We start from the raw sequence: 18,803 nt of genomic DNA on the forward strand, positions 1-18,803 counted from the left end.
AGAAAATTCTGGTTGGGGCTTTTATCGCGCTGTTCGAATGCTTAAGTCTATTGATGCTGAAACTTGATGGGGGCTGGCGTGAAGACTTTCCTGAAGATTGCCGCGAGTGTATTCGCGCTGCTTGCCGCTGTGGCCGCATACGGTGTCTATGAACTGTGGCCGGAGCCTTACAAGCCGACCTATACCGTTGACCTGCCGATGCTGAACGGTGTGCCTGGCGTGGTGCTGGCGGTGGAGGATCCAAAGAGCGAACTTGCCATTAAGGTATTTGGCGGTGTGTTGGAGGCGAAGTTTCGTGGAGAACCTATTGAAGGATTTTGGCAGCCATCTGAGCAACAGTTGGTGGGCTTTGAGAAGGCATTACGGCAGCATGTATATGAACACCCTCCGTCAGATGCGGTCGATGCGCCAGCATTTTTGCGCCCCTTGTTATGCAACTTCAATGAAGGCGACCAGTTAGAGGACTTACTACAGAACAGTTTTCGACAATATGTGGGTATTGAAGTTGACGGTCAGAAATTTATGCGGGTCAAGGGCGCGCCACGCGACATATTCGAGACTTTGATAAGTCCGTCTGAGATTGAAGAAACGTCACAAACGTACCTAGGGATGCATGATGGCGGCCCCACTGACTTCAACGCCTTATACAGTTTTGACGAAGATCGGATTGTGTGGCTATTTTACAATTCATACTATGGTGGCTTAACCAATAAGTGCTAGGCGGGCCTGTACATGACCACAAATGATTTTTATGACCCGATGGCGCCTTTCTATCACCTGATCCACGGGGATTGGGAAGCCTCGATCACGCGCCAGTCGAAAGCCCTGGACCAGATCATCAAAGATACATGGGGCAGGGCGGAGACTGTGTTGGATGTCACCTGCGGGATTGGCACCCAGGCGCTGGGGCTGGCTGGGCTTGGTTATGACGTGACGGCGAGCGACCTTTCAAGTACTGCTGTCGAGCGGGCGAAGGCCGAAGCCGAAAAACGCGGCCTCAGCATCGATTTTTCTGTTGCAGACATGTGCAAGGTGCATGAAGCCCATCAGGACAAGTTCGACATTGTGATGTCGGCCGATAACGCGGTAACCCATCTGTTGAGCGAAGAAGCCATCCTTGGGGCGCTCAGGTCATTCCATCAAGCCGCCAAACCGGGCGGCGGATGCCTGGTTTCCATGCGGGACTATGATACGGTTGAGCGCGGCGGCGTGCAGTTCAAACCCTTCGGTGTGCGGGATGTGGACGGTGTGCGTTGGAGTGTCTATCAGGTCTGGGACTGGCGAGACGGTAACGACATCTATGATTTCAGCATGTATTTCACGGCTGATGACGGGCGTGCGGAGCTCAAGACCCACGTGATGCGCTCAAGCTTCTATGCCCTTCGCCCCGCGCGGATGATGGGCCTATTCCGGGAAGCGGGCTTCGCAGACGTGAAGCGCGTCAACGATATTTTCTTCCAGCCAGTGATCGTTGGGACAAAAGCAGCCTGAAAAAATCACAAAAAAATCTTCTGAATCCCCTTGAACCATACCCCGCGCAGGCATACATAGGGTCTCGCAGTTAGCACTCAAGGCTAGTGAGTGCTAACAGACCCTAATTTTACGGTTTATCATTTAGGAGACAAACCATGGCACTTCGTCCGCTGCACGACCGCGTATTGGTCAAGCGTCTTGAAAGCGAAGCGAAAACCGCTGGCGGCATTATCCTGCCAGACACCGCACAAGAAAAACCATCCGAAGGTGAAGTGATCGCTGTTGGCGCAGGCGCCCGCGCCGAAGACGGCAAAGTGATCGCGCTCGACGTTAAAGTTGGCGACAAGATCCTGTTCGGCAAATGGTCCGGCACTGAAGTGAAGGTTGACGGCGTTGACCTTCTGATCATGCAGGAAAAAGACATCATGGGCATCATCGAGTAATCCACTCGATACCCGTCTCGATTAGTTAGTTAATCACACGAAATACAGGAGCCCAAATCATGGCTGCTAAAGAAGTTAAACTTCAGGAAGACGCGCGCAAGAAGATCCTCGCTGGTGTGGACATCCTTGCTAACGCAGTAAAAGTAACGCTCGGCCCTAAAGGTCGTAACGTTGTTCTGGACAAATCCTTCGGTGCACCACGCATCACCAAAGACGGTGTATCGGTTGCCAAGGAAATCGAACTCAAAGACAAGTTCGAGAACATGGGTGCACAGATGGTGAAGGAAGTAGCTTCCCGCACCAACGACGTGGCCGGTGACGGTACCACCACTGCAACTGTTCTGGCTCAAGCCATCGTTCGCGAAGGCATGAAGTCTGTTGCGGCTGGCATGAACCCGATGGACCTGAAGCGCGGTATCGACCTCGCAACCACCAAGGTTATCGAAGGCCTCAAAGCCCGCACCAAAGACGTGACCACCACTGAAGAGATCGAGCAAGTTGGTACGATCTCCGCTAACGGTGAAGTTCAGGTTGGTAAAGACATCGCTGCTGCGATGGAAAAAGTTGGCAAAGAAGGCGTTATCACTGTTGAGGAAGCCAAAGGCCTCGAGAGCGAGCTGGACGTTGTTGAAGGCATGCAGTTCGACCGCGGTTACCTGTCGCCTTACTTCATCACCAACGCCGAGAAGATGACTGTGGACCTTGAAAACCCACTGATCCTTCTGCACGAGAAAAAGCTGACCAACCTGCAGCCAATGCTGCCGCTTCTTGAAGCAGTTGTGCAGTCTGGCAAGCCACTTCTGATCGTTGCTGAAGACATCGAAGGCGAAGCACTTGCGACCCTCGTTGTGAACAAGCTGCGCGGTGGCCTGAAGATCGCTGCTGTTAAGGCGCCTGGCTTCGGCGACCGCCGTAAAGCCATGCTCGAAGACATCGCCATCCTCACGGGTGGTCAGGTGATCTCCGAAGATCTGGGCATCAAGCTTGAAAACGTTGGCATCGACATGCTCGGTACTGCGAAGCGCGTGAACATCACCAAAGAAGACACCACCATCGTTGACGGTGTTGGCTCCGAGGAAGATATCAAAGCCCGCGTTGAGCAGATCAAAGCACAGATCGAAGTAACCACTTCCGATTACGACAAAGAGAAGCTCCAGGAGCGTCTCGCGAAACTGTCCGGCGGTGTTGCTGTGATCAAGGTTGGCGGTGCCACTGAAACTGAAGTGAAAGAGCGTAAAGACCGCGTTGACGACGCGCTGCACGCAACCCGCGCTGCTGTTGAAGAAGGCGTTGTTGCCGGTGGCGGTACTGCGCTTCTCTATGCGACCAAGTCTCTCGAAGGTCTCGAAGGCGCGAACGACGACCAGAACAAAGGCATCGACATCATCCGTCGTGCTCTGCAGTCTCCTGTTCGTCAGATCGCTGCCAACGCAGGTGTTGACGGCGCTGTTGTTGCCGGCAAGCTTCTGGAGCAGGACGACGTGAACTTCGGCTTCGATGCACAGAACGAAGTATACTGTGATCTGGTTGCCAAAGGCATCATCGACCCAACCAAGGTTGTTCGTACTGCTCTGCAGGACGCAGCTTCCATCGCGGGCCTGATGATCACGACCGAAGCCATGGTTGCCGAGCTGCCAGAAGACAAGTCAGCTATGCCTGCCGGCGGCGGCATGCCTGACATGGGCGGCATGGGCGGCATGGGCTTCTAAGCCAGCTAACCTGCTACAAAACTCGGTTTCGAGTAACAGGCCCCCGGTGCGAAAGTGCCGGGGGTTTTGTTTTGTGGGCAGCACCGCGGCGAGAACCATGGCAGTTTTATCCGTTTCTTTATTGGCAGCTGAGAAGCTGGAAGTGAGCCGCTTTCTTGAGCAAGCCAGAAGCATGTAACCCGAGCGAAATCAGATCAACAGAATTGAGTCGCTTAACAGGCATCTGCCGTAACAACTGCCTGAGATAGGCATCCGAAATGGTCGAAATTTAAAAAATATAATAATATCAGAGGCTTAGTTCTGGTTGCTGTTTTCTGTTTCTGCTTGTAATAAAACGGAAACATATGTCGCTCTAAATGCGCCCATCATGAGCGGAAACGCCCGCTGCCGGTTTGCGAGAAATGCGAGCCAGGCTTAAGAGGCGAACTGTTCAAGGAAAAAAGGCCGCAGTTGGGTGCGAGCCAAAAAAGTTATGATAGGAAATTATGATGCTCAAAGGGAAACGTATCGCGGGTTTTATGGCTGCGACAGCCTTGGCCACAGCGATGACCGCGCCTGTACAAGCGCAATCCATCGAAGAATTGAAAGCTCAGCTTGAGGCGCTTTCAAAACGCATTGAAGAGCTTGAAAAGCAGCAGAAGAAAACACCGAAGGTCAAGAAAGCCGATCCTGCTTTCAGCCTTGGCTCCGACGACGGTCTTTTTGAGTTCAACATCCGCGGCCGTGTGCTTGCTGATGCTGGCTGGTCGTCCGATAGCGACGGCAGCATGGATAAAGACACGACCGAGCTTCGCGCCGCACGGATCGGCGTTGAAGGCAAAGCCTGGAAAGACGTGAAATATAAGTTCGAGGCTGATTTCGCCGGCAATGATGTCGAAGTCAAAGATGCCTACATGCAGTATAAGACGTCCATGGGCAGCTGGACATTCGGTCAGTTCAAGACGCCTAACTCGCTGGAGGAGCAGGAATCCTCCCTCAACAGCAACTTTATCGAACGCGCAGCCTTTACCGACGCCTTCGCCCTGGCGCGTATGATCGGTATCGGGTACGGCAACGGCGGCGACAACTGGACATTCAATGCAGGTGTCTACCGCGGCAGTAATGATGGTTCCGTTGACAATGAAGGCCAGGTGTTTGCCGCACGGGCAACCTATGGCGACACGTTCGACAATGGTAACTGGATGCTTGGTGCGTCCGTTCGTTTCCGCGACGTGGGTGGTGACGGCGACCTGCTGCGCTACCGCCAACGGGCGTACCTGCACTCAGCTGACCGCTTGCTGGCAACCAGCCGCATTGCAGAGAAAGACACTTTCTATGGCCTTGAAGGCGCTGTTCAGTATGGTTCCCTGAACCTGACGGCGGAATGGGCCGGTCTGACTGCCCAGAACGGTGGCGCTGGCGGCCGTGATGCTTTCTTCTATGGCGGCTACGTCGAAGCCGGTTGGTTCATCACCGGTGAAACCAAGCCGTTGAACCTTGCCAAAGGCGTCTGGAACCGGCCAAAGATCAAAGCCCCGGTACACGAGGGCGGTATGGGTGGCTGGCAGATTGCTGCGCGCTTTGACCGTATCGACCTGACTGGCGACGGCGTTTATGGCGGTGAGCAGGATACGCTGACCCTCGGTGTGAACTGGTATCTGAACCGCCACACGCGTTTCCTTGCCAACTACAGCTATGTAAACATCGACAAAGCGTTCGACGTTGCGGCTAATGGCGCGGACGGGGAAAATTCCGCTGACACGCTGGGCCTGCGCTTCCAGGTTGACTGGTAAGCCAACCCTGTTTCACCGTATGACAAGACTTTTTGAGGCGGGCTTTGTCCCGCCGCTTTTTTGCGCGGGATCAGCGTTTGGCGATGATATAGACCGCGTGAATGATGCCCGGCAGATAGCCGCACAGGGTCAGGATGATGTTGATCCAGAAATGCTTTCCAAGGCCTTCCTGAAGGAAGACCCCAAGCGGCGGCAGAAGGATGGCAATGATAATACGGATCAGGTCCATGGAGCGCTCCCTTGCTGGTTTATATTGTTCAGCATACAGTGTATTAAACAGAATAATCTGCAGAAAATTCTTGCATAACTGCATAAAATGTTGTTAATGCGCATTTCGACTGCAACATATGTTCCGCAATTCGGACATAAAAGGATCATGTTAGGCATGGTAAAGACCACCCATATCAGACGGCATTGCCGAATGCGACGACGCTTAAGCAACTGAACACCAAGCGTTATTTGCATAGTGGTGCTGTATGCACCAAGGATATGGGAAAAGCCGATGATCACACTTGATCGGGAACGGCCCTTCGACAAGGCAGCAATTGAGAAGCTGCTGGATGTGGCCTTTGGACCTGACCGGTTCAATAAATCTTCTTACAGCCTTCGGAAAAACAACCAGCCTGTTGCCGGCCTGTCATATGTCGCGCGGCATGAGGGCAAAATTGTTGGTACTGTCCGTTACTGGCCCATTGCCGTGCATGATCTTCTGGGCGGTAAGCCTTTGGAGGCCTTGCTGTTGGGGCCGCTGGCGGTATCGCCTGCCCTGCAGGGCGCAGGTGTCGGTGCGCAGTTGATGCATAACTCCTTGGCAGCGGCTACTGGCGCCAGGCACCAGCGGATTTTGCTGGTTGGCGACTATGCCTATTATGCCCGCTTCGGGTTCGAGCCCGTGCTGCCGCGCTATATCACGTTACCAGGCGGCAAGGATGCGCGGCGGCTTCTGGTGCGTCAGCCAGCCACCATCAGTTCGCTGCCGTCGGTGGGCAAGATTGTGGTCCCAACGCCGGAACCTGTGCTTGTGCCATCAGCTGCGAGCTTACTGACGGAAGTGGCCTGATTAGCCACCATCGAGGCATCTTTTCCAACCTGATGCTTTTCTTTGGCTCACGAACTCCCATATAGTGAGACAAGGAGGATCATATGGCTGCGAAAACGGATACCGGCTTGAAACTGGAAGATATTTTGAAACAGCTGGAAGGGCAAAAGCGCCCGCCGGTTGAAAAATGGAACCCGGATTTCTGCGGTGACATCGATATGCGGATTGCGGCTGACGGTACTTGGTTCTACATGGGCACACCCATCACGCGGGAACGCATGGTCAAGCTGTTTGCCACAGTCCTCCGCAAGGACGAGGACGGGAAAACCTATCTGGTGACCCCGGTTGAGAAAATCGGGATCACCGTTGATGACGCGCCCTTTGTGGCCGTACATCTGGACCGTATCGAAGACGGTGACCAGACAGCCTTCAAATTCACTACCAATGTGGGCGATGAAGTGATTGCAGGCCCCGACCATCCAATCCGGGTGGAAGTGAACGAGGAAACCGGTGAACCGCGCCCGTATATTCATGTTCGGGGGCGTCTGGAAGCGTTGATCAACCGGTCAGTGTTCTATGAACTGGTGGAATGGGCTGAGCTGAAGGGCGGCGAACTGTCTGTTGAAAGCCTTGGCAAGCGTTTCAGCCTTGGCAGTGTGGAGGCTGAGGACGCATGAGGAACTGGTTGGCCGATGCACTCAGCGAGGGTAACCCGGCGGCCCGGGGTCGGCGCAGTGACTATGACCTGAACCGCGATGCCAAGCTTCTGGAGCAGCAGGGCAAATCCATTCGGGATGCAGCCGTGCTTGTGCCTGTTGTCAATCACCCTGGCGAGCCGACAATTCTGCTGACAAAACGCACAGACCATCTGACCAAACATGCCGGGCAGGTCAGCTTCCCGGGCGGCAAGGTGGATGAGGGCGACGCAGACGCTGTTGCAGCCGCCCTGCGTGAGGCGCATGAGGAAGTGGGCCTGGAGCCTAACCATGTGGAGGTTTGCGGGTTTTTGGATACTTACCGCACGGGTACAGGCTTCGAGATTGTACCTGTCGTTGGCTTGGTCCAGCCTGGTTTTAAGCTGACATTGCAGGAATCTGAAGTGCAGGCCGCGTTTGAAGTGCCCCTTCATTTCCTGTTGGACCGCAACAACCACCAGCGCGAGAGCGCAATGTGGCAGGGTATCCGGCGCGAATATTATGCCATGCCATATGGTGACTATTTCATTTGGGGCGCGACGGCTGCTATGCTTGTCAATCTGTGTGATGTAATGGAAGCCGTGCGGGAGAATGCCACGTGATTGCTGCGATTTTGAGAATTGTTCTGCTGCTGCTTCCTGTGGTTGCGGTATTGATGTGGCTTCGGTGGCGAATGCGGACGGACCGCACCGAAGACGATTTGGTGCGGGATGTGGCAACGCTTCGGAAGACACTTGTTATCCTTATCCTTGTTGCGGTTGGAGCCGGTTTGGGGCTGAAATTCACTGACAGCAACACAGGTGCTCCCGGCACCAAATATATCCCTCCTCACAGCGAGAATGGCCGAGTTGTGCCTGGCCGTTTGGTGCCGGCAGACGAAGAGCCAGCAGAAGCTGATAAAACCAACCCGGAAAGCGACGACCAGCGTGAGCAAGATCCAGGCTAGTTGGCTCCAATCCCCCTTCATACAGGAAATCGCCTTCATCCTTGGCCCGGCGGACATCCGGTTTGTGGGCGGGGCGGTGCGCGACACTTTGGTGGGGCGCGACATCAAGGATATTGATGCCGCCACCCGCTGGCGGCCGGGCGAAACAATGGAGAAGTTGCAGGCTGCCGGTATCAAGGTTATTCCCACCGGGCTTGATCACGGCACAGTCACTGCCGTCCGAGGCGCAGAGGTCATTGAAATCACAACGCTGAGGCATGACGTGGAAACCGATGGCCGCCGCGCGGTGGTGGCTTTTACCGACGACTGGCTCGCGGACGCCAAACGCCGCGACTTCACCATGAATGCCATCTATATGGCCGTGGACGGCACGCTCTATGACCCCTTCGGTGGCGAAGCCGACGTCCGCGCAGGGCATGTAAAATTTATCGGTGAAGCAAGCGAGCGCATCCGCGAAGACGCGCTCAGGATTCTGCGCTTTTTCCGCTTCCACGCACATTATGGCAGTGGCCTATTGGACGAAGCCGGGCTTCAGGCCGCGAAGGCCAATGTGAACATGCTTGAGCGCCTGTCGGTTGAGCGCATCCGGGATGAATTGTGCAAGCTCCTGGCGGCGCCGAATCCGCTGCAGTGCCTTGATGCGATGCAGCAGGCAGATATTTGGTCGCATACCCCTGTCGTCGATGTGGACCTCAATGGCCTTAAGCGTGTTATGGCCGCAGAGAAAACGCTTGGTATGGGCGCGGACATATTGATGCGTTTGGTTGGTCTGGTGGGCAATCGGGCCGGGTCTGTCGGGCGGCTCCTGAAGATGTCCAACCGGGACATGCAGACGCTGAAGGATTTCAGCGCAGGCTTCCACGATGCCGTGCCCAAGGACGCGCAATCCATGCGGGTCTATCTTTACCGGAAGGGGCGTGATGCCGGGCAGGGCGTGGTGATGGCCCATCCGGAAGCGTGCGGACATGAATTGGCGGACATGGTGGCTAACTGGCCTATCCCTGAGTTGCCGGTACGGGGACGGGACCTGATCGCTCGTGGTATGGAGCCCGGACCTGATATTTCCAAGGCATTGAAGCAGTTGGAAGAAGCCTGGGTCGCCAGCGACTTTAAGCTCACAAAAGAAGACTTGCTGCGGTTACAGCGATAATTGCCAAGTGTTAGAAGGGGATGGAAGGTCCCCATCCCCTATACAGTGGCTATTTCTTGTTCAGTTTCTTGTCTTGCCAGTATTTGGTACCGTGCAGCGACGCCTGAAGCGCAAGGCCTGCCTGCGTGAACTGGTAGACGCTGACTTTCTTCCTGACAGACGCAGCTTCGCCGATTTCACCGCCCTTGTCGTTGGAAACAGCAGCGGCATCAGCTTCGCCTGAAAAGTCCCAACCATTTTCAATGAAGGTGTTCAGTGCCTCGCGGTCATGAAAGATAAAGACAGCACGGAAGTCCTTTAGGCCGAGGCCCAAGCCCACACTGGCCGTGGCCATTTTCATGTAGGTATCGTTGCCTGACTTCAAATCCCGAACCACGCCGCGACCACCGCCGCCGCCAATCAGGAAAATCTGAACGCCGATGTTCGAGAAAACGGCATAGCCTTCGGCTTCATCAATTTCCGCCCGGGCCTGGGGGCGTTCCCTGAACAGGTCAGTGAGAACCTCTTCGCGCATTTCCTGGATTTCCAGCCGTTTCTTTTCTCGTTTGTCGGCAAAACTGGGCATGGAAACGGCGAAAACCAACAGAAGAACTGTCGAAATTCGAAGTACATTCATGGGGATGCCTCTTTTCTTGTTTATGTCCCTGGGAACAGAGATATGCCGCAAACGTGGCAGCTCTGTGACAGCAGGCCTCAGGCCGGATCATTTCCGGCAATATCTTCGTCCCAAAGGATTGGTTTTTCAGCAATAAATCGACTCATCAACTCTATACAATCCGGGTCGTCCAGGCGGATCACGTTTACGCCATTTTCCCTCAGGAACGCCTCGTTTCCATGGAAGTTTTCCGCTTCGCCGATTACCACGTGCGAAATACCGAACTGCACGATGGTGCCTGCACACATCATGCAGGGGCTGAGCGTGGTATAGAGCGTAACACCGTCATAGCGCGCCCGCCGCCCGGCTTGTCGCAGGCAATCCATCTCACCGTGGGCGGTGGGATCACCGTCCTGTACCCGTCTGTTGTAGCCGCGCGCGATGATTTCACCGTTCTCGACCATGACGGCGCCGATGGGTAGGCCGCCTTCATCATAGCTCTTTTGTGCTTGCTTGAGCGCTTCAGCCATAAAGTCTGTATGGGTGGCCATATACTAACCGCCTGTGTTCGTTGGAGTTTCAGTGCAGGTTAGGCCTGTCAGGGTGCAAGCGCAAGGGCGTCTATGCCGAAGAGAATCGCACCATAACGAAAGGCTTTACCCGCCGCGACCAGGGGAATAAACCAGCGCAAGGGAACACGGAATGTGCCGGCGACAACGGTGAGTGGGTCGCCAATGATTGGCGCCCACGCGAGCAGGAGTGACCAGCGACCGTATTTCACAAAAAAGCGCGACACGCGCTCAAACTGCTCTTCCTTCACCGGGAACCAGCGCTTGTCACGGAACCGGGCGATCCCACGGCCGATCCACCAGTTCAGGATGGCGCCCAACGTGTTGCCGGACGTCGCCGCAAGGAACAGGAGGCCTGGGTCGCCTTTGCCGGCCGCCAGCAATGCCGCGAATGTCACTTCCGAGTAGGCCGGTAGCAAGGTCGCCGCCACAAAGGCGTTCAGGAACAAGCCAGCATAGATGGCAAGGTCAGGCATGCTATGGCCACTTGGCCTCGGGCGGCAGGGACATCAGGATGGCCTCCACGTTGCCGCCGGTCTTCAGCCCGAAGGTAGTGCCTCGGTCATAGACGAGATTGAATTCGGCATAATAGCCGCGATACTCAAGCTGTGTTTCACGTTCTTCTGGCGTCCACTCTTCATTCATATGACGGCGAATAAGCGCCGGGTAAATCTCGTTGAAGGTACGGCCAACATCCTGGGTGAAAGCGAAGTCCTTGGCCCAGTCGCCCGAATTCAGCTGGTCATAGAAGATACCGCCTTCGCCGCGAGCCCTGTTCCGGTGCTGGATATAGAAATATTCGTCACACCATTTCTTGTATTTGGCGTAGTAAGCCGGATCGTGCCGGTCGCAGCACTCCTCAAGCGCCTTGTGGAAATCCGCCGTGTCCTGGGCATTGGGAAGCGGTGCATTCAGGTCTGCCCCGCCGCCGAACCAGTCTTTGGTGGTAACGATGAACCGGGTGTTCATATGGACTGCCGGGACACGCGGGCTGTTCATGTGGGCCACAAGCGAGATGCCGGTGGCGAAAAAGCTTGGGTCTTCGTCTGCGCCCGGGATGTTCTTGGCGAACTCCGGTGTGAAGGTGCCGTGCACAGTGGAGATGTTCACACCGACTTTCTCGAACACACGGCCGCCACGCATGATGGACATGGTGCCGCCACCGCCCTGGGCTCCGTCTGCCTGGTTGGTTCGGTCCCAGGTTTTACGCTCGAATCGGCCAGCCTCCCGGTCGGCCATCGGGCCCTGGTTGTCGTCTTCAATGGCTTCGAAACTGGCGCAAATTTGATCGCGCAGGTCTTTGAACCAGTCTGCAGCGGCTTGCTTTTTTTCTTGTATATTCATCTCGTTATCCTCGCGGCCCTGTATCTGGCCAAGTGTTTGTCTGTCTCAGTGCCTCGCCGATTACCATCGCGAGCGAGACCGCGACATTGATGGACCGCGCTGCCTGTTGCATCGGGATAGTGATCCGCGCGTCTGCTTTATCATGCACGAAATCCGGCGCGCCGGAAGATTCGCTGCCTACCATCAGGATATCGTCCGGCTCAAAAGCGAATTCCGTGTAGGCGCAATCAGCCTTTGTGGTCAAGAGAACGAGTCGCTTGCGCTGACCGGTACGCCAGGCCTCAAAAGCTTGCCAGTCGCCATGGTGGTGGAGCTGGACCAGGTCAGCATAGTCCATCGCCGAGCGGCGGAAGGCCTTGGCCGAGAAGGGAAAGCCACAGGGCTCAATAACGTGCGCGGGCACATCCATGCAGGCGGCAAGGCGCAGCATTGTGCCGGTATTTTGTGGCTGGTCTGGTTGAAAAATTGCAATATCCATGGCGGCGAAGCTAATGGCAAGGCGCGGGCGGTGCAATGACAAGCGGGATCAAGTGAGCGAAATTGGGCTTTTTTTTGGAAATATTCAGGATAAAGCCTTGCCTCTTGTGGTCCAGACGACTAAACAAATCCCAATTCGCTGGGCAGGGGCTGTCCGGCGATTGAATTTATGGTAAGCATTTGCTGCGACTTTGTGACGCGGGACTTTGCAACCAAGCTCGGGTAGAAATACGCGCGACTGGACATAAACTTTCGGGAAGCAAATTCGGGAAGCAAACGAGTGATCGCCTTTCGCATCGCGTTCCTGTCAGGGAAGATTAGATGAGCACAATCAACGAAACAATTGAGGGTGAAGAGGGCGCCACACGGCGTGATTTTCTTCACGTAGCTGCCACCGGTTTGGGTGGCGTGGGCGCCGTTATGGCAGCCTGGCCATTCATCGACCAGATGAACCCAGCAGCCGATACACTGGCCCTGGCCACTGTAGAAGTGGACCTTAGCGCCATTGGCGTAGGCGAAGCGGTAAAGGTGATGTGGCAGGGTAAGCCAATCTTTATTCGTCACCGCACAGCCACAGAGATCGAGGAAGCTCGCTCTGTTGACATGTCTGAGCTGGTTGACAAGCAAGCCGACGCAGAGCGCGTCCAGGAAGGCCGCGACGAGTGGCTGGTCGTAACCGGCATTTGTACACACCTTGGCTGTGTGCCAGTTGGTACATCCGACGGTGAAGATAAAGGCGACTTTGGCGGCTGGTTCTGCCCTTGCCACGGTTCGCACTATGACACGGCTGGTCGTATCAGGAAGGGCCCGGCACCGAAGAACCTCGCGGTGCCAGAATACACCTTCCTCAATGATACGACGCTGCAGATCGGTTAAGGGGAGCAATCATGGCTGAATGGATCGACGCAAAGCCTAAAAACAAGGCTGCCGCCTGGTTGGAAGAACGCCTTCCGGTCATCGGTCTCGTGAACAATGTCGTGGGTGTGGACACACCAACCCCGCGTAACCTGAATTACTGGTGGAACTTCGGTTCCCTGGCTGGCCTCATGCTGGTGGTGCAGATCATCTCCGGTATCGTGCTTGCAATGCACTATACGCCAAACACGCTGATGGCGTTCGATAGCGTTGAGCGCATCATGCGCGACGTCAACTATGGTTGGCTGATCCGCTACATGCACGCCAACGGCGCCAGCTTCTTCTTCATTGCCGTTTATATTCACATCCTTCGCGGTCTTTATTATGGCTCCTACAAGGCGCCACGCGAAGTATTGTGGATGCTCGGCCTGGTGATCTTCCTTCTCATGATGGCAACAGCCTTCATGGGCTACGTGCTGCCATGGGGCCAGATGTCCTTCTGGGGCGCGACCGTGATTACCAACCTGTTCTCTGCAATTCCGGTTGTGGGCGACAGCATTGTGACCCTGCTGTGGGGTGGCTTCTCCGTTGATAACCCAACGCTGAACCGCTTCTTCAGCTTGCACTATCTGCTGCCGTTCGTGATTGCCGGTGTTGTTATCCTGCACATTTGGGCCAAGAAGGTATCCGACAGCGGCAACCCGCTGGGTATCGATGTGAAGTCCAGCGCAGACCAGATCCCGTTCCACCCGTTCTACACGGTCAAGGACGCTTTCGGTGCTGCGGTATTCTTCGCCATCTTTGCAACCTTCCTGTTCTATATGCCGAACGCGCTTGGTCACCCGGACAACTATATCCCGGCTGATCCGCTGGTGACGCCTGGCTCGATCGTACCTGAGTGGTACTTCCTGCCTTTCTATGCGATCCTGCGCTCGATCACGTTCGACATTGGCATCCCGTTCACTGATGTTGTGATCATTCCTGCGAAGCTGCTGGGCGTGATTGCAATGTTCGCTGCCATCCTCGTGCTGTTCTTCCTGCCATGGCTGGATCGCAGCAAGGTACGCTCGGGCAAGTTCCGTCCGATGTTCCGCTGGTTCTTCTGGTTCCTGGTGATCGACATGGTTGTTCTGACCATCGTTGGCGGCAAGAAGCCTGAGGGTATCTGGCCAGTGATTGGTTTGATCGGCACAGCCTACTATTTCGCTCACTTCCTGGTGGTCCTGCCGCTCCTCGCTAAATTCGAGAAGACGCTGCCGCTGCCGGAAAGCATCGCGAACCCAGTAGTCAAAGCTGCAGAGTAAGGGGATTATGACGATGAAACTCGCTAAGACTATCGCGATTGCCCTTACTGCTGTTGCCGGCTTTGCCGGCACTGCGATGGGCGCGGGTGCTGCGAAGCATCCAATGCAAATGGAATGGTCCTTCGAGGGCCCAACCGGCACGTATGACCTTGCCTCCGCACAGCGCGGTTGGCAAATCTACAAGAACGTATGTTCCGCGTGTCACAGCCTGAAGTATTTCCGTTTTCGCAACCTGGCTGAGCTGGGCTACGAAGAGGATATGATCAAGGCATGGGCCGCTGAATACACCGTTGTTGACGGTGTTGACGATGCAGGGGATCCGAAAGAGCGCAATGGCCTGCCACAGGATGCGTTCCCAAGCCCGTTCCCGAACCCGGAAGCTGCTGCAGCATCCAACGGCGGCGCCGTGCCACCGGATCTGTCGCTGATCGCCAAAGCGCGTCACGATGGTCCGAATTACCTCTATAGCCTGCTGACAGGTTACGAGGACGCGCCTGCGGATCACGAAGCGCCAGCTGGTAAGAGCTACAACCCATACTTCCCGGGTGGCAACATTTCTATGGCACCTCCGCTGATGGAAGGTATCGTTGAATATGAAGACGGTACTGCCGCAACGGAAGAGCAGATGGCCAAGGACGTTGTGAACTTCCTGATGTATGTGGCTGAGCCGAAACTTGAGGCTCGCCACCACATGGGCCTCAATGTACTGCTGTATCTGCTGGTGCTGGTTGTTGTACTCTACTTCTCCATGAAGAAGATCTGGAAGCCGGTTAAAGAAGGCAAAAACTTCTACAAGAAGTAAGCCTTTCCAGAGTGAATGATTGAAAGGGCTGCGCGTTGCGCGGCCCTTTTTCTTTGCTCGGATTAGGTTTCTCGCCAAAGTCAAAGCCATGAACCAGCGGTTCAGTCTTGCTGGATTCCTGCCACTGTGTTTAGATCGCGTAAATTATACAAATTAGGACTGGCACGAACGGGGGTTGAAGTGTCTGATTTCACTGTTTCTACTGTGCAGCAGACAGCGATTGGGCAGGTCAATGGGTTGAGCGGGAACAGGGAGCATAACACCCTGTCGGTAGCCGACACATTGCACTATATGGCCACATTATATGTGACGCCGCTTCAATCCCATATCCAGATTAAGAATGCCGTTTTGTGCGACTGCGCGGCAGGTTTCGGTTGGCTCTCTTTTGCCTTTCTGCTCTCGGGTGGCGCCCGCGCCATATTGGTGGAGCCCCACGCCGGTAAGCTGTCAGCAGCACGGGAGCTGGCAGAGATACTGGGCGTTGCTGATCGTTGCGAGTTCCGCAGCGATTTGCTCCAGGATCTGGATTTACCTGACAAGTCCGTCGATGTCTTTGCGTCTGTCGAGACACTGGAGCACGTGGGGAGGGCCAATATTGCAGCGGCGGTTGCCAACATGGACCGCATCACCCGTCAGGCTATTATTCTAACAGCGCCGAACCAGCTTTCGCCATTGGTTAGCCATGATGCCCGCGTGCCGTTTTCCCATTGGTTGCCCATTGCCTGGCGTAGTGGCTTCTGCAGGATTTTTGGTGTCAGGCATAGGGAGTTCAATCATTTCCCAACGCCGTGGCATCTGCGGCGGTTGCGGCAACGGTTTCAACCGCAGGCAAAGACCTTGATCTTTGAAGATCATCGTGCATGGCGTGATCATTATCCGGTTTATAGCCCTTATGGTGGTGGTGTATGGAAGCATGCCCCGCCGGCGTGGCTGAGCCTATATCTGCGCCTGACATCAGCACTTCTGGGGCGCCATGCCTATTGGATTTGTCCTAATCTTGCCAATATCTGGGTTGCGCGAGACTTGGTCTGATTTGCCGCATTCGATTTGCCGCCCCATTGCCCGCATGTGTTGGGGCACGTATGATCAAACGCAACATTAAAAGAGGTGACTTATGAAGGTGAACTTGAAAGTTGGTGCTGCGATGGTCGCCCTGTGCACATTGGCTGGTGCCGGTAGCGCTGCTATCGCGGATGAACAGGCGTCCTTGCCCTTTTCCAAAGCGGTGCGTGTGGGCGACATGCTGTATCTATCCGGGGAACTCGGGGCAAAGCCAGGCACGATGGCAATGGTACCCGGCGGCATTGGCCCTGAAACCAGACAGACGATGGACAATATCAAGGCCACGCTGGAAGCCAACGGGTCAGACATGGACCATGTGGTGAAATGTCTTGTAATGCTGGCGGACATCAACGAGTGGGCCGCGATGAACGACGTGTACCGCACTTACTTCTCTGATGGGAAGTTTCCTGCCCGCAGCGCCATGGGCGCGTCAGGTCTGGCGCTGGGCGCCAGGGTGGAGATTGAGTGTCTGGCAACAGTGACCGACGCGCAATGATCAACGTGCGCTGATCACATTGATGCTGGATAGCGCCAGCAGATAGTCTGACAGGGCCGTGAAGGGTACGGGACCGAACTCTGCTACGAGCAGGTCGTAAATATCATTTACGGTCCGTTTGCCGTCAACGAAATTGAGCGCTTCATAGGCCTTTTCATATCCCAGTTCCAGCCTTGGCAGCGCAAGAGCGGCTGTCGCCGCTGTACCTAGCTTGTCCTCAAGATAAGAATAACCAAAGCCATGCATGGTGCCCTTGAGATTGGGGTTATGGATATAAACGGTGCCCGCGGTGCTTTGCCCACCATTTCCAATAAGCTGTTCAAGGGCGGACTGAAGTGCGTGTAGTGCCCCAATGTCGACATTAGGGACATAGGACGTGATACTGTGTCTTATCCTCTTCTCGATGCTCCAGTGGCCTCGCAGGGCTGCCTTGCGGTCATCAGTCCCAAGCTCAGAGGTTTGCGCCATCAGCTCGCCCGTTCGCATCACAATATTGGGCCCCATAAGTGAGACCAGCGTATCGCCATCGCCGTCTGTCAGGCCCGCGAGAATGGCCGCCTGAGCGGCGCCGATAAAGGCAGCGCGCTTCAGCTTTGTCGGGTCAATGTTGGCTGCCACGTCTTTTGTCGTATGGATATAGCGGTCCGGCCAGTCATGCAGATAGGTTACCGGGATGTTCCAACTGCCGGAGGCGAATACATCATGGTCACTGCCAACCGACAGCCATTCCTTGAGTGCCATTAGCGGTTCGCGCCCCCCTTCAGGGGATGCAAGCGTGAAGGCTGTGGCTTTACCGTCCGCGTACGCCTGGGTGTGGCTGTTGACAAAGTCCGCAAGAGCAAAAGCGATTTCGCCTGAGATATCCGCGCTGCTTTTGGGCCCGCGCGACACCCTGAAGACGGCCTTGGTGGCAGGCCCGCCGCCAACCATATCCATATGAATGACATGCTTCAGTCGCGCTGCCAGCTTGGGGCGGGCATTGAGCATGATCAAAGTGGCTTCTATCTCGGATGGCCAGAAAAAACGGATAGTGCGTTTGGGGGCGGGCAGGGCGCCGTCATTTACCAGCCCCCTGATTACACGAGCGGCTTCCAGGATTGCCACGCACCCACTGGCGTTGTCGTTGGCGCCCGGGCGGGGGTGGTCCAGATGGCAACTGAAGGCAATTTCTTCCTGGGCCAGTTTCGGGTCACTCCCGGGAATGGTTGCCGTGACAATACGATATTCGCCGGGCTCACGGCGTGCGACCACCTTGGCGTGGAGGCGGATCGTTTCCCCTGCCGTCAGGCGTGCCTGCAGCGCGCGGGCCTCGCCAAGACTGGTCATGAAGGCGAATGCAGGTTCCTGACGGAAAGATGACAGGTGCCCCCAGCGTACCAGACTGTCGTCAAGCTGCCACCATGCCGACTTCTGATTGGCTGCATAGGACAATATGCCTACAGCGCCATATCTGCGGAGCGCAAGGGCCTCAACAGCTGCCGGCTGGCTGGAGGTCAGTACAATTTTTCCTGCTATTGTCTTGCCGTCATAGTCTGTGGCATTTGTACCCTTGCCAACATAGACCAGCTCTGCGCTTACGTCGGCGCTGTCGCTATCCTGGGCCAGGGTCAGTGGGCGAGCTTTCCAGTCAGCAAGGCGGCGAATACGTTTTCCCCCGGCGTCTTTTCCTTCAACTTCCCAAAGCTCTGCAAAATCCACTTGCCACGCGAGCCGGGATTTTTGGGTTCCGAACATTGTCTCTCCGTCGGCCGGGAATGCCATGATCTCGGCGGTGTCGAAGCCGTATGACTTCAGTTCCGACAGAACAAAGGCCGCCGCCTCGTCGAATTGATCGCTGGCGCGCATGCGGTGATACAGCGTTATCCGGTCAAGATTCCGTTTGGCGAGCACGCCTGAAGTTTCTTCGGCAATGGCCGTAAGCGCGGGTTCAGGCATCAGGTCAGTCAGCGTATCGGCATTCGATACCCAACTAAAGGCACCAATGAATGCTACTGACGAAAGAGTCCGGAATATGGTGGGCATAATCATGCTGCTGTCCCCTCCCTTGGGATTTCGGAAGAGCTTAGGCATAG

General features: G+C 55.5%; 22 protein-coding genes. 15 read left to right on the forward strand and 7 right to left on the reverse strand.

All coding sequences use genetic code 11. From position 1 onward, the window contains the following. The first annotated feature begins 78 nt into the window (after window positions 1-78). The 5 genes from B3Z17_RS00935 to B3Z17_RS00955 all read left to right on the forward strand — a co-directional run bounded on the left by B3Z17_RS00935 (window position 79) and on the right by B3Z17_RS00955 (window position 5,397). On the forward strand, window positions 79-720 hold the full coding sequence (locus B3Z17_RS00935; RefSeq protein WP_286828182.1) for a hypothetical protein: 642 nt from the start codon (window positions 79-81) through the stop codon (window positions 718-720). Between the two features lie 12 nt (window positions 721-732). Next, window positions 733-1,491, forward strand: coding sequence for a class I SAM-dependent methyltransferase (locus tag B3Z17_RS00940; RefSeq protein WP_286828183.1), 759 nt, complete (start codon window positions 733-735; stop codon window positions 1,489-1,491). A gap of 137 nt (window positions 1,492-1,628) precedes the next feature. Then, a complete protein-coding gene (gene groES, locus B3Z17_RS00945; protein WP_068305067.1) occupies window positions 1,629-1,916 on the forward strand; it encodes a co-chaperone GroES in 288 nt (95 codons plus the stop codon). A gap of 59 nt (window positions 1,917-1,975) precedes the next feature. Then, the gene (gene groL, locus B3Z17_RS00950; RefSeq protein ID WP_286828184.1) at window positions 1,976-3,625 is read left to right on the forward strand and encodes a chaperonin GroEL; all 1,650 of its coding nucleotides are present in this window, start codon (window positions 1,976-1,978) and stop codon (window positions 3,623-3,625) included. A 488-nt stretch (window positions 3,626-4,113) separates the two neighbouring features. Further along, complete coding sequence (locus B3Z17_RS00955; protein ID WP_160328614.1) at window positions 4,114-5,397, forward strand: porin; 1,284 nt, start codon at window positions 4,114-4,116, stop codon at window positions 5,395-5,397. Between the two features lie 70 nt (window positions 5,398-5,467). Here the strand turns inward: B3Z17_RS00955 and B3Z17_RS00960 are convergent, their stop codons facing one another. After that, window positions 5,468-5,626, reverse strand: a complete 159-nt coding sequence (locus B3Z17_RS00960; protein ID WP_074519490.1) for a YqaE/Pmp3 family membrane protein — start codon at window positions 5,624-5,626, stop codon at window positions 5,468-5,470. Between the two features lie 273 nt (window positions 5,627-5,899). Here B3Z17_RS00960 and B3Z17_RS00965 point away from each other — a divergent pair, with 273 nt between their 5' ends. The 5 genes from B3Z17_RS00965 to B3Z17_RS00985 all read left to right on the forward strand — a co-directional run bounded on the left by B3Z17_RS00965 (window position 5,900) and on the right by B3Z17_RS00985 (window position 9,227). Beyond that, on the forward strand, window positions 5,900-6,457 hold the full coding sequence (locus B3Z17_RS00965; protein WP_286828185.1) for a GNAT family N-acetyltransferase: 558 nt from the start codon (window positions 5,900-5,902) through the stop codon (window positions 6,455-6,457). A gap of 83 nt (window positions 6,458-6,540) precedes the next feature. Then, window positions 6,541-7,113: a DUF1285 domain-containing protein gene (locus B3Z17_RS00970; RefSeq protein WP_286828186.1), complete on the forward strand. Its 573-nt coding sequence runs from the start codon at window positions 6,541-6,543 to the stop codon at window positions 7,111-7,113. Beyond that, window positions 7,110-7,733 carry a CoA pyrophosphatase gene (locus B3Z17_RS00975; protein ID WP_068305076.1) on the forward strand — a complete coding sequence of 208 codons (624 nt, stop codon included), beginning with the start codon at window positions 7,110-7,112 and terminating at the stop codon, window positions 7,731-7,733. The genes B3Z17_RS00970 and B3Z17_RS00975 overlap by 4 nt, the downstream gene beginning before the upstream one ends. Next, a complete protein-coding gene (locus B3Z17_RS00980; protein ID WP_068305077.1) occupies window positions 7,730-8,077 on the forward strand; it encodes a hypothetical protein in 348 nt (115 codons plus the stop codon). Before B3Z17_RS00975 ends, B3Z17_RS00980 begins: the two co-directional genes overlap by 4 nt. After that, entirely contained in the window at window positions 8,058-9,227 is a 1,170-nt protein-coding gene (locus B3Z17_RS00985; protein WP_286828187.1) for a CCA tRNA nucleotidyltransferase, read from the forward strand. The genes B3Z17_RS00980 and B3Z17_RS00985 overlap by 20 nt, the downstream gene beginning before the upstream one ends. A gap of 49 nt (window positions 9,228-9,276) precedes the next feature. On the opposite strand, the gene B3Z17_RS00990 is transcribed toward B3Z17_RS00985, so the two are convergent. The 5 genes from B3Z17_RS00990 to B3Z17_RS01010 form a co-directional block, all read right to left on the reverse strand. After that, window positions 9,277-9,843 (reverse strand): YSC84-related protein, encoded by a 567-nt coding sequence (locus B3Z17_RS00990; protein ID WP_068305081.1) that lies wholly within the window; start codon window positions 9,841-9,843, stop codon window positions 9,277-9,279. 77 nt (window positions 9,844-9,920) lie between these two features. Then, window positions 9,921-10,373: a nucleoside deaminase gene (locus tag B3Z17_RS00995; protein ID WP_286828188.1), complete on the reverse strand. Its 453-nt coding sequence runs from the start codon at window positions 10,371-10,373 to the stop codon at window positions 9,921-9,923. Between the two features lie 47 nt (window positions 10,374-10,420). After that, window positions 10,421-10,867, reverse strand: a complete 447-nt coding sequence (locus tag B3Z17_RS01000) for a YqaA family protein (RefSeq protein ID WP_068305085.1) — start codon at window positions 10,865-10,867, stop codon at window positions 10,421-10,423. A 1-nt stretch (window position 10,868) separates the two neighbouring features. Continuing rightward, on the reverse strand, window positions 10,869-11,735 hold the full coding sequence (hemF, locus tag B3Z17_RS01005; protein ID WP_286828189.1) for an oxygen-dependent coproporphyrinogen oxidase: 867 nt from the start codon (window positions 11,733-11,735) through the stop codon (window positions 10,869-10,871). 4 nt (window positions 11,736-11,739) lie between these two features. Then, the gene (locus B3Z17_RS01010; RefSeq protein WP_286828190.1) at window positions 11,740-12,213 is read right to left on the reverse strand and encodes a tRNA (cytidine(34)-2'-O)-methyltransferase; all 474 of its coding nucleotides are present in this window, start codon (window positions 12,211-12,213) and stop codon (window positions 11,740-11,742) included. A gap of 320 nt (window positions 12,214-12,533) precedes the next feature. Between B3Z17_RS01010 and petA the strand changes: the two genes are divergently transcribed. From petA to B3Z17_RS01035, 5 genes are all read left to right on the forward strand, one after another. Then, window positions 12,534-13,088, forward strand: a complete 555-nt coding sequence (petA, locus tag B3Z17_RS01015; protein ID WP_068305088.1) for a ubiquinol-cytochrome c reductase iron-sulfur subunit — start codon at window positions 12,534-12,536, stop codon at window positions 13,086-13,088. Window positions 13,089-13,099: 11 nt separating this feature from the next. Beyond that, window positions 13,100-14,371: a cytochrome b gene (locus B3Z17_RS01020; protein ID WP_068305090.1), complete on the forward strand. Its 1,272-nt coding sequence runs from the start codon at window positions 13,100-13,102 to the stop codon at window positions 14,369-14,371. A gap of 13 nt (window positions 14,372-14,384) precedes the next feature. After that, on the forward strand, window positions 14,385-15,173 hold the full coding sequence (locus tag B3Z17_RS01025; protein WP_068305092.1) for a cytochrome c1: 789 nt from the start codon (window positions 14,385-14,387) through the stop codon (window positions 15,171-15,173). Window positions 15,174-15,353: 180 nt separating this feature from the next. After that, window positions 15,354-16,205, forward strand: coding sequence for a class I SAM-dependent methyltransferase (locus tag B3Z17_RS01030; RefSeq protein ID WP_286828191.1), 852 nt, complete (start codon window positions 15,354-15,356; stop codon window positions 16,203-16,205). A 112-nt stretch (window positions 16,206-16,317) separates the two neighbouring features. Then, window positions 16,318-16,731, forward strand: coding sequence for a RidA family protein (locus B3Z17_RS01035; protein WP_349680288.1), 414 nt, complete (start codon window positions 16,318-16,320; stop codon window positions 16,729-16,731). On the opposite strand, the gene B3Z17_RS01040 is transcribed toward B3Z17_RS01035, so the two are convergent. Further along, window positions 16,732-18,759 carry a M28 family peptidase gene (locus B3Z17_RS01040; RefSeq protein WP_286828193.1) on the reverse strand — a complete coding sequence of 676 codons (2,028 nt, stop codon included), beginning with the start codon at window positions 18,757-18,759 and terminating at the stop codon, window positions 16,732-16,734. Window positions 18,760-18,803 lie beyond the last annotated feature (44 nt).

Origin of the sequence: Kordiimonas sp. UBA4487 (assembly GCF_002389025.1) — a bacterium.
GTDB lineage: Bacteria > Pseudomonadota > Alphaproteobacteria > Sphingomonadales > Kordiimonadaceae > Kordiimonas > Kordiimonas lacus.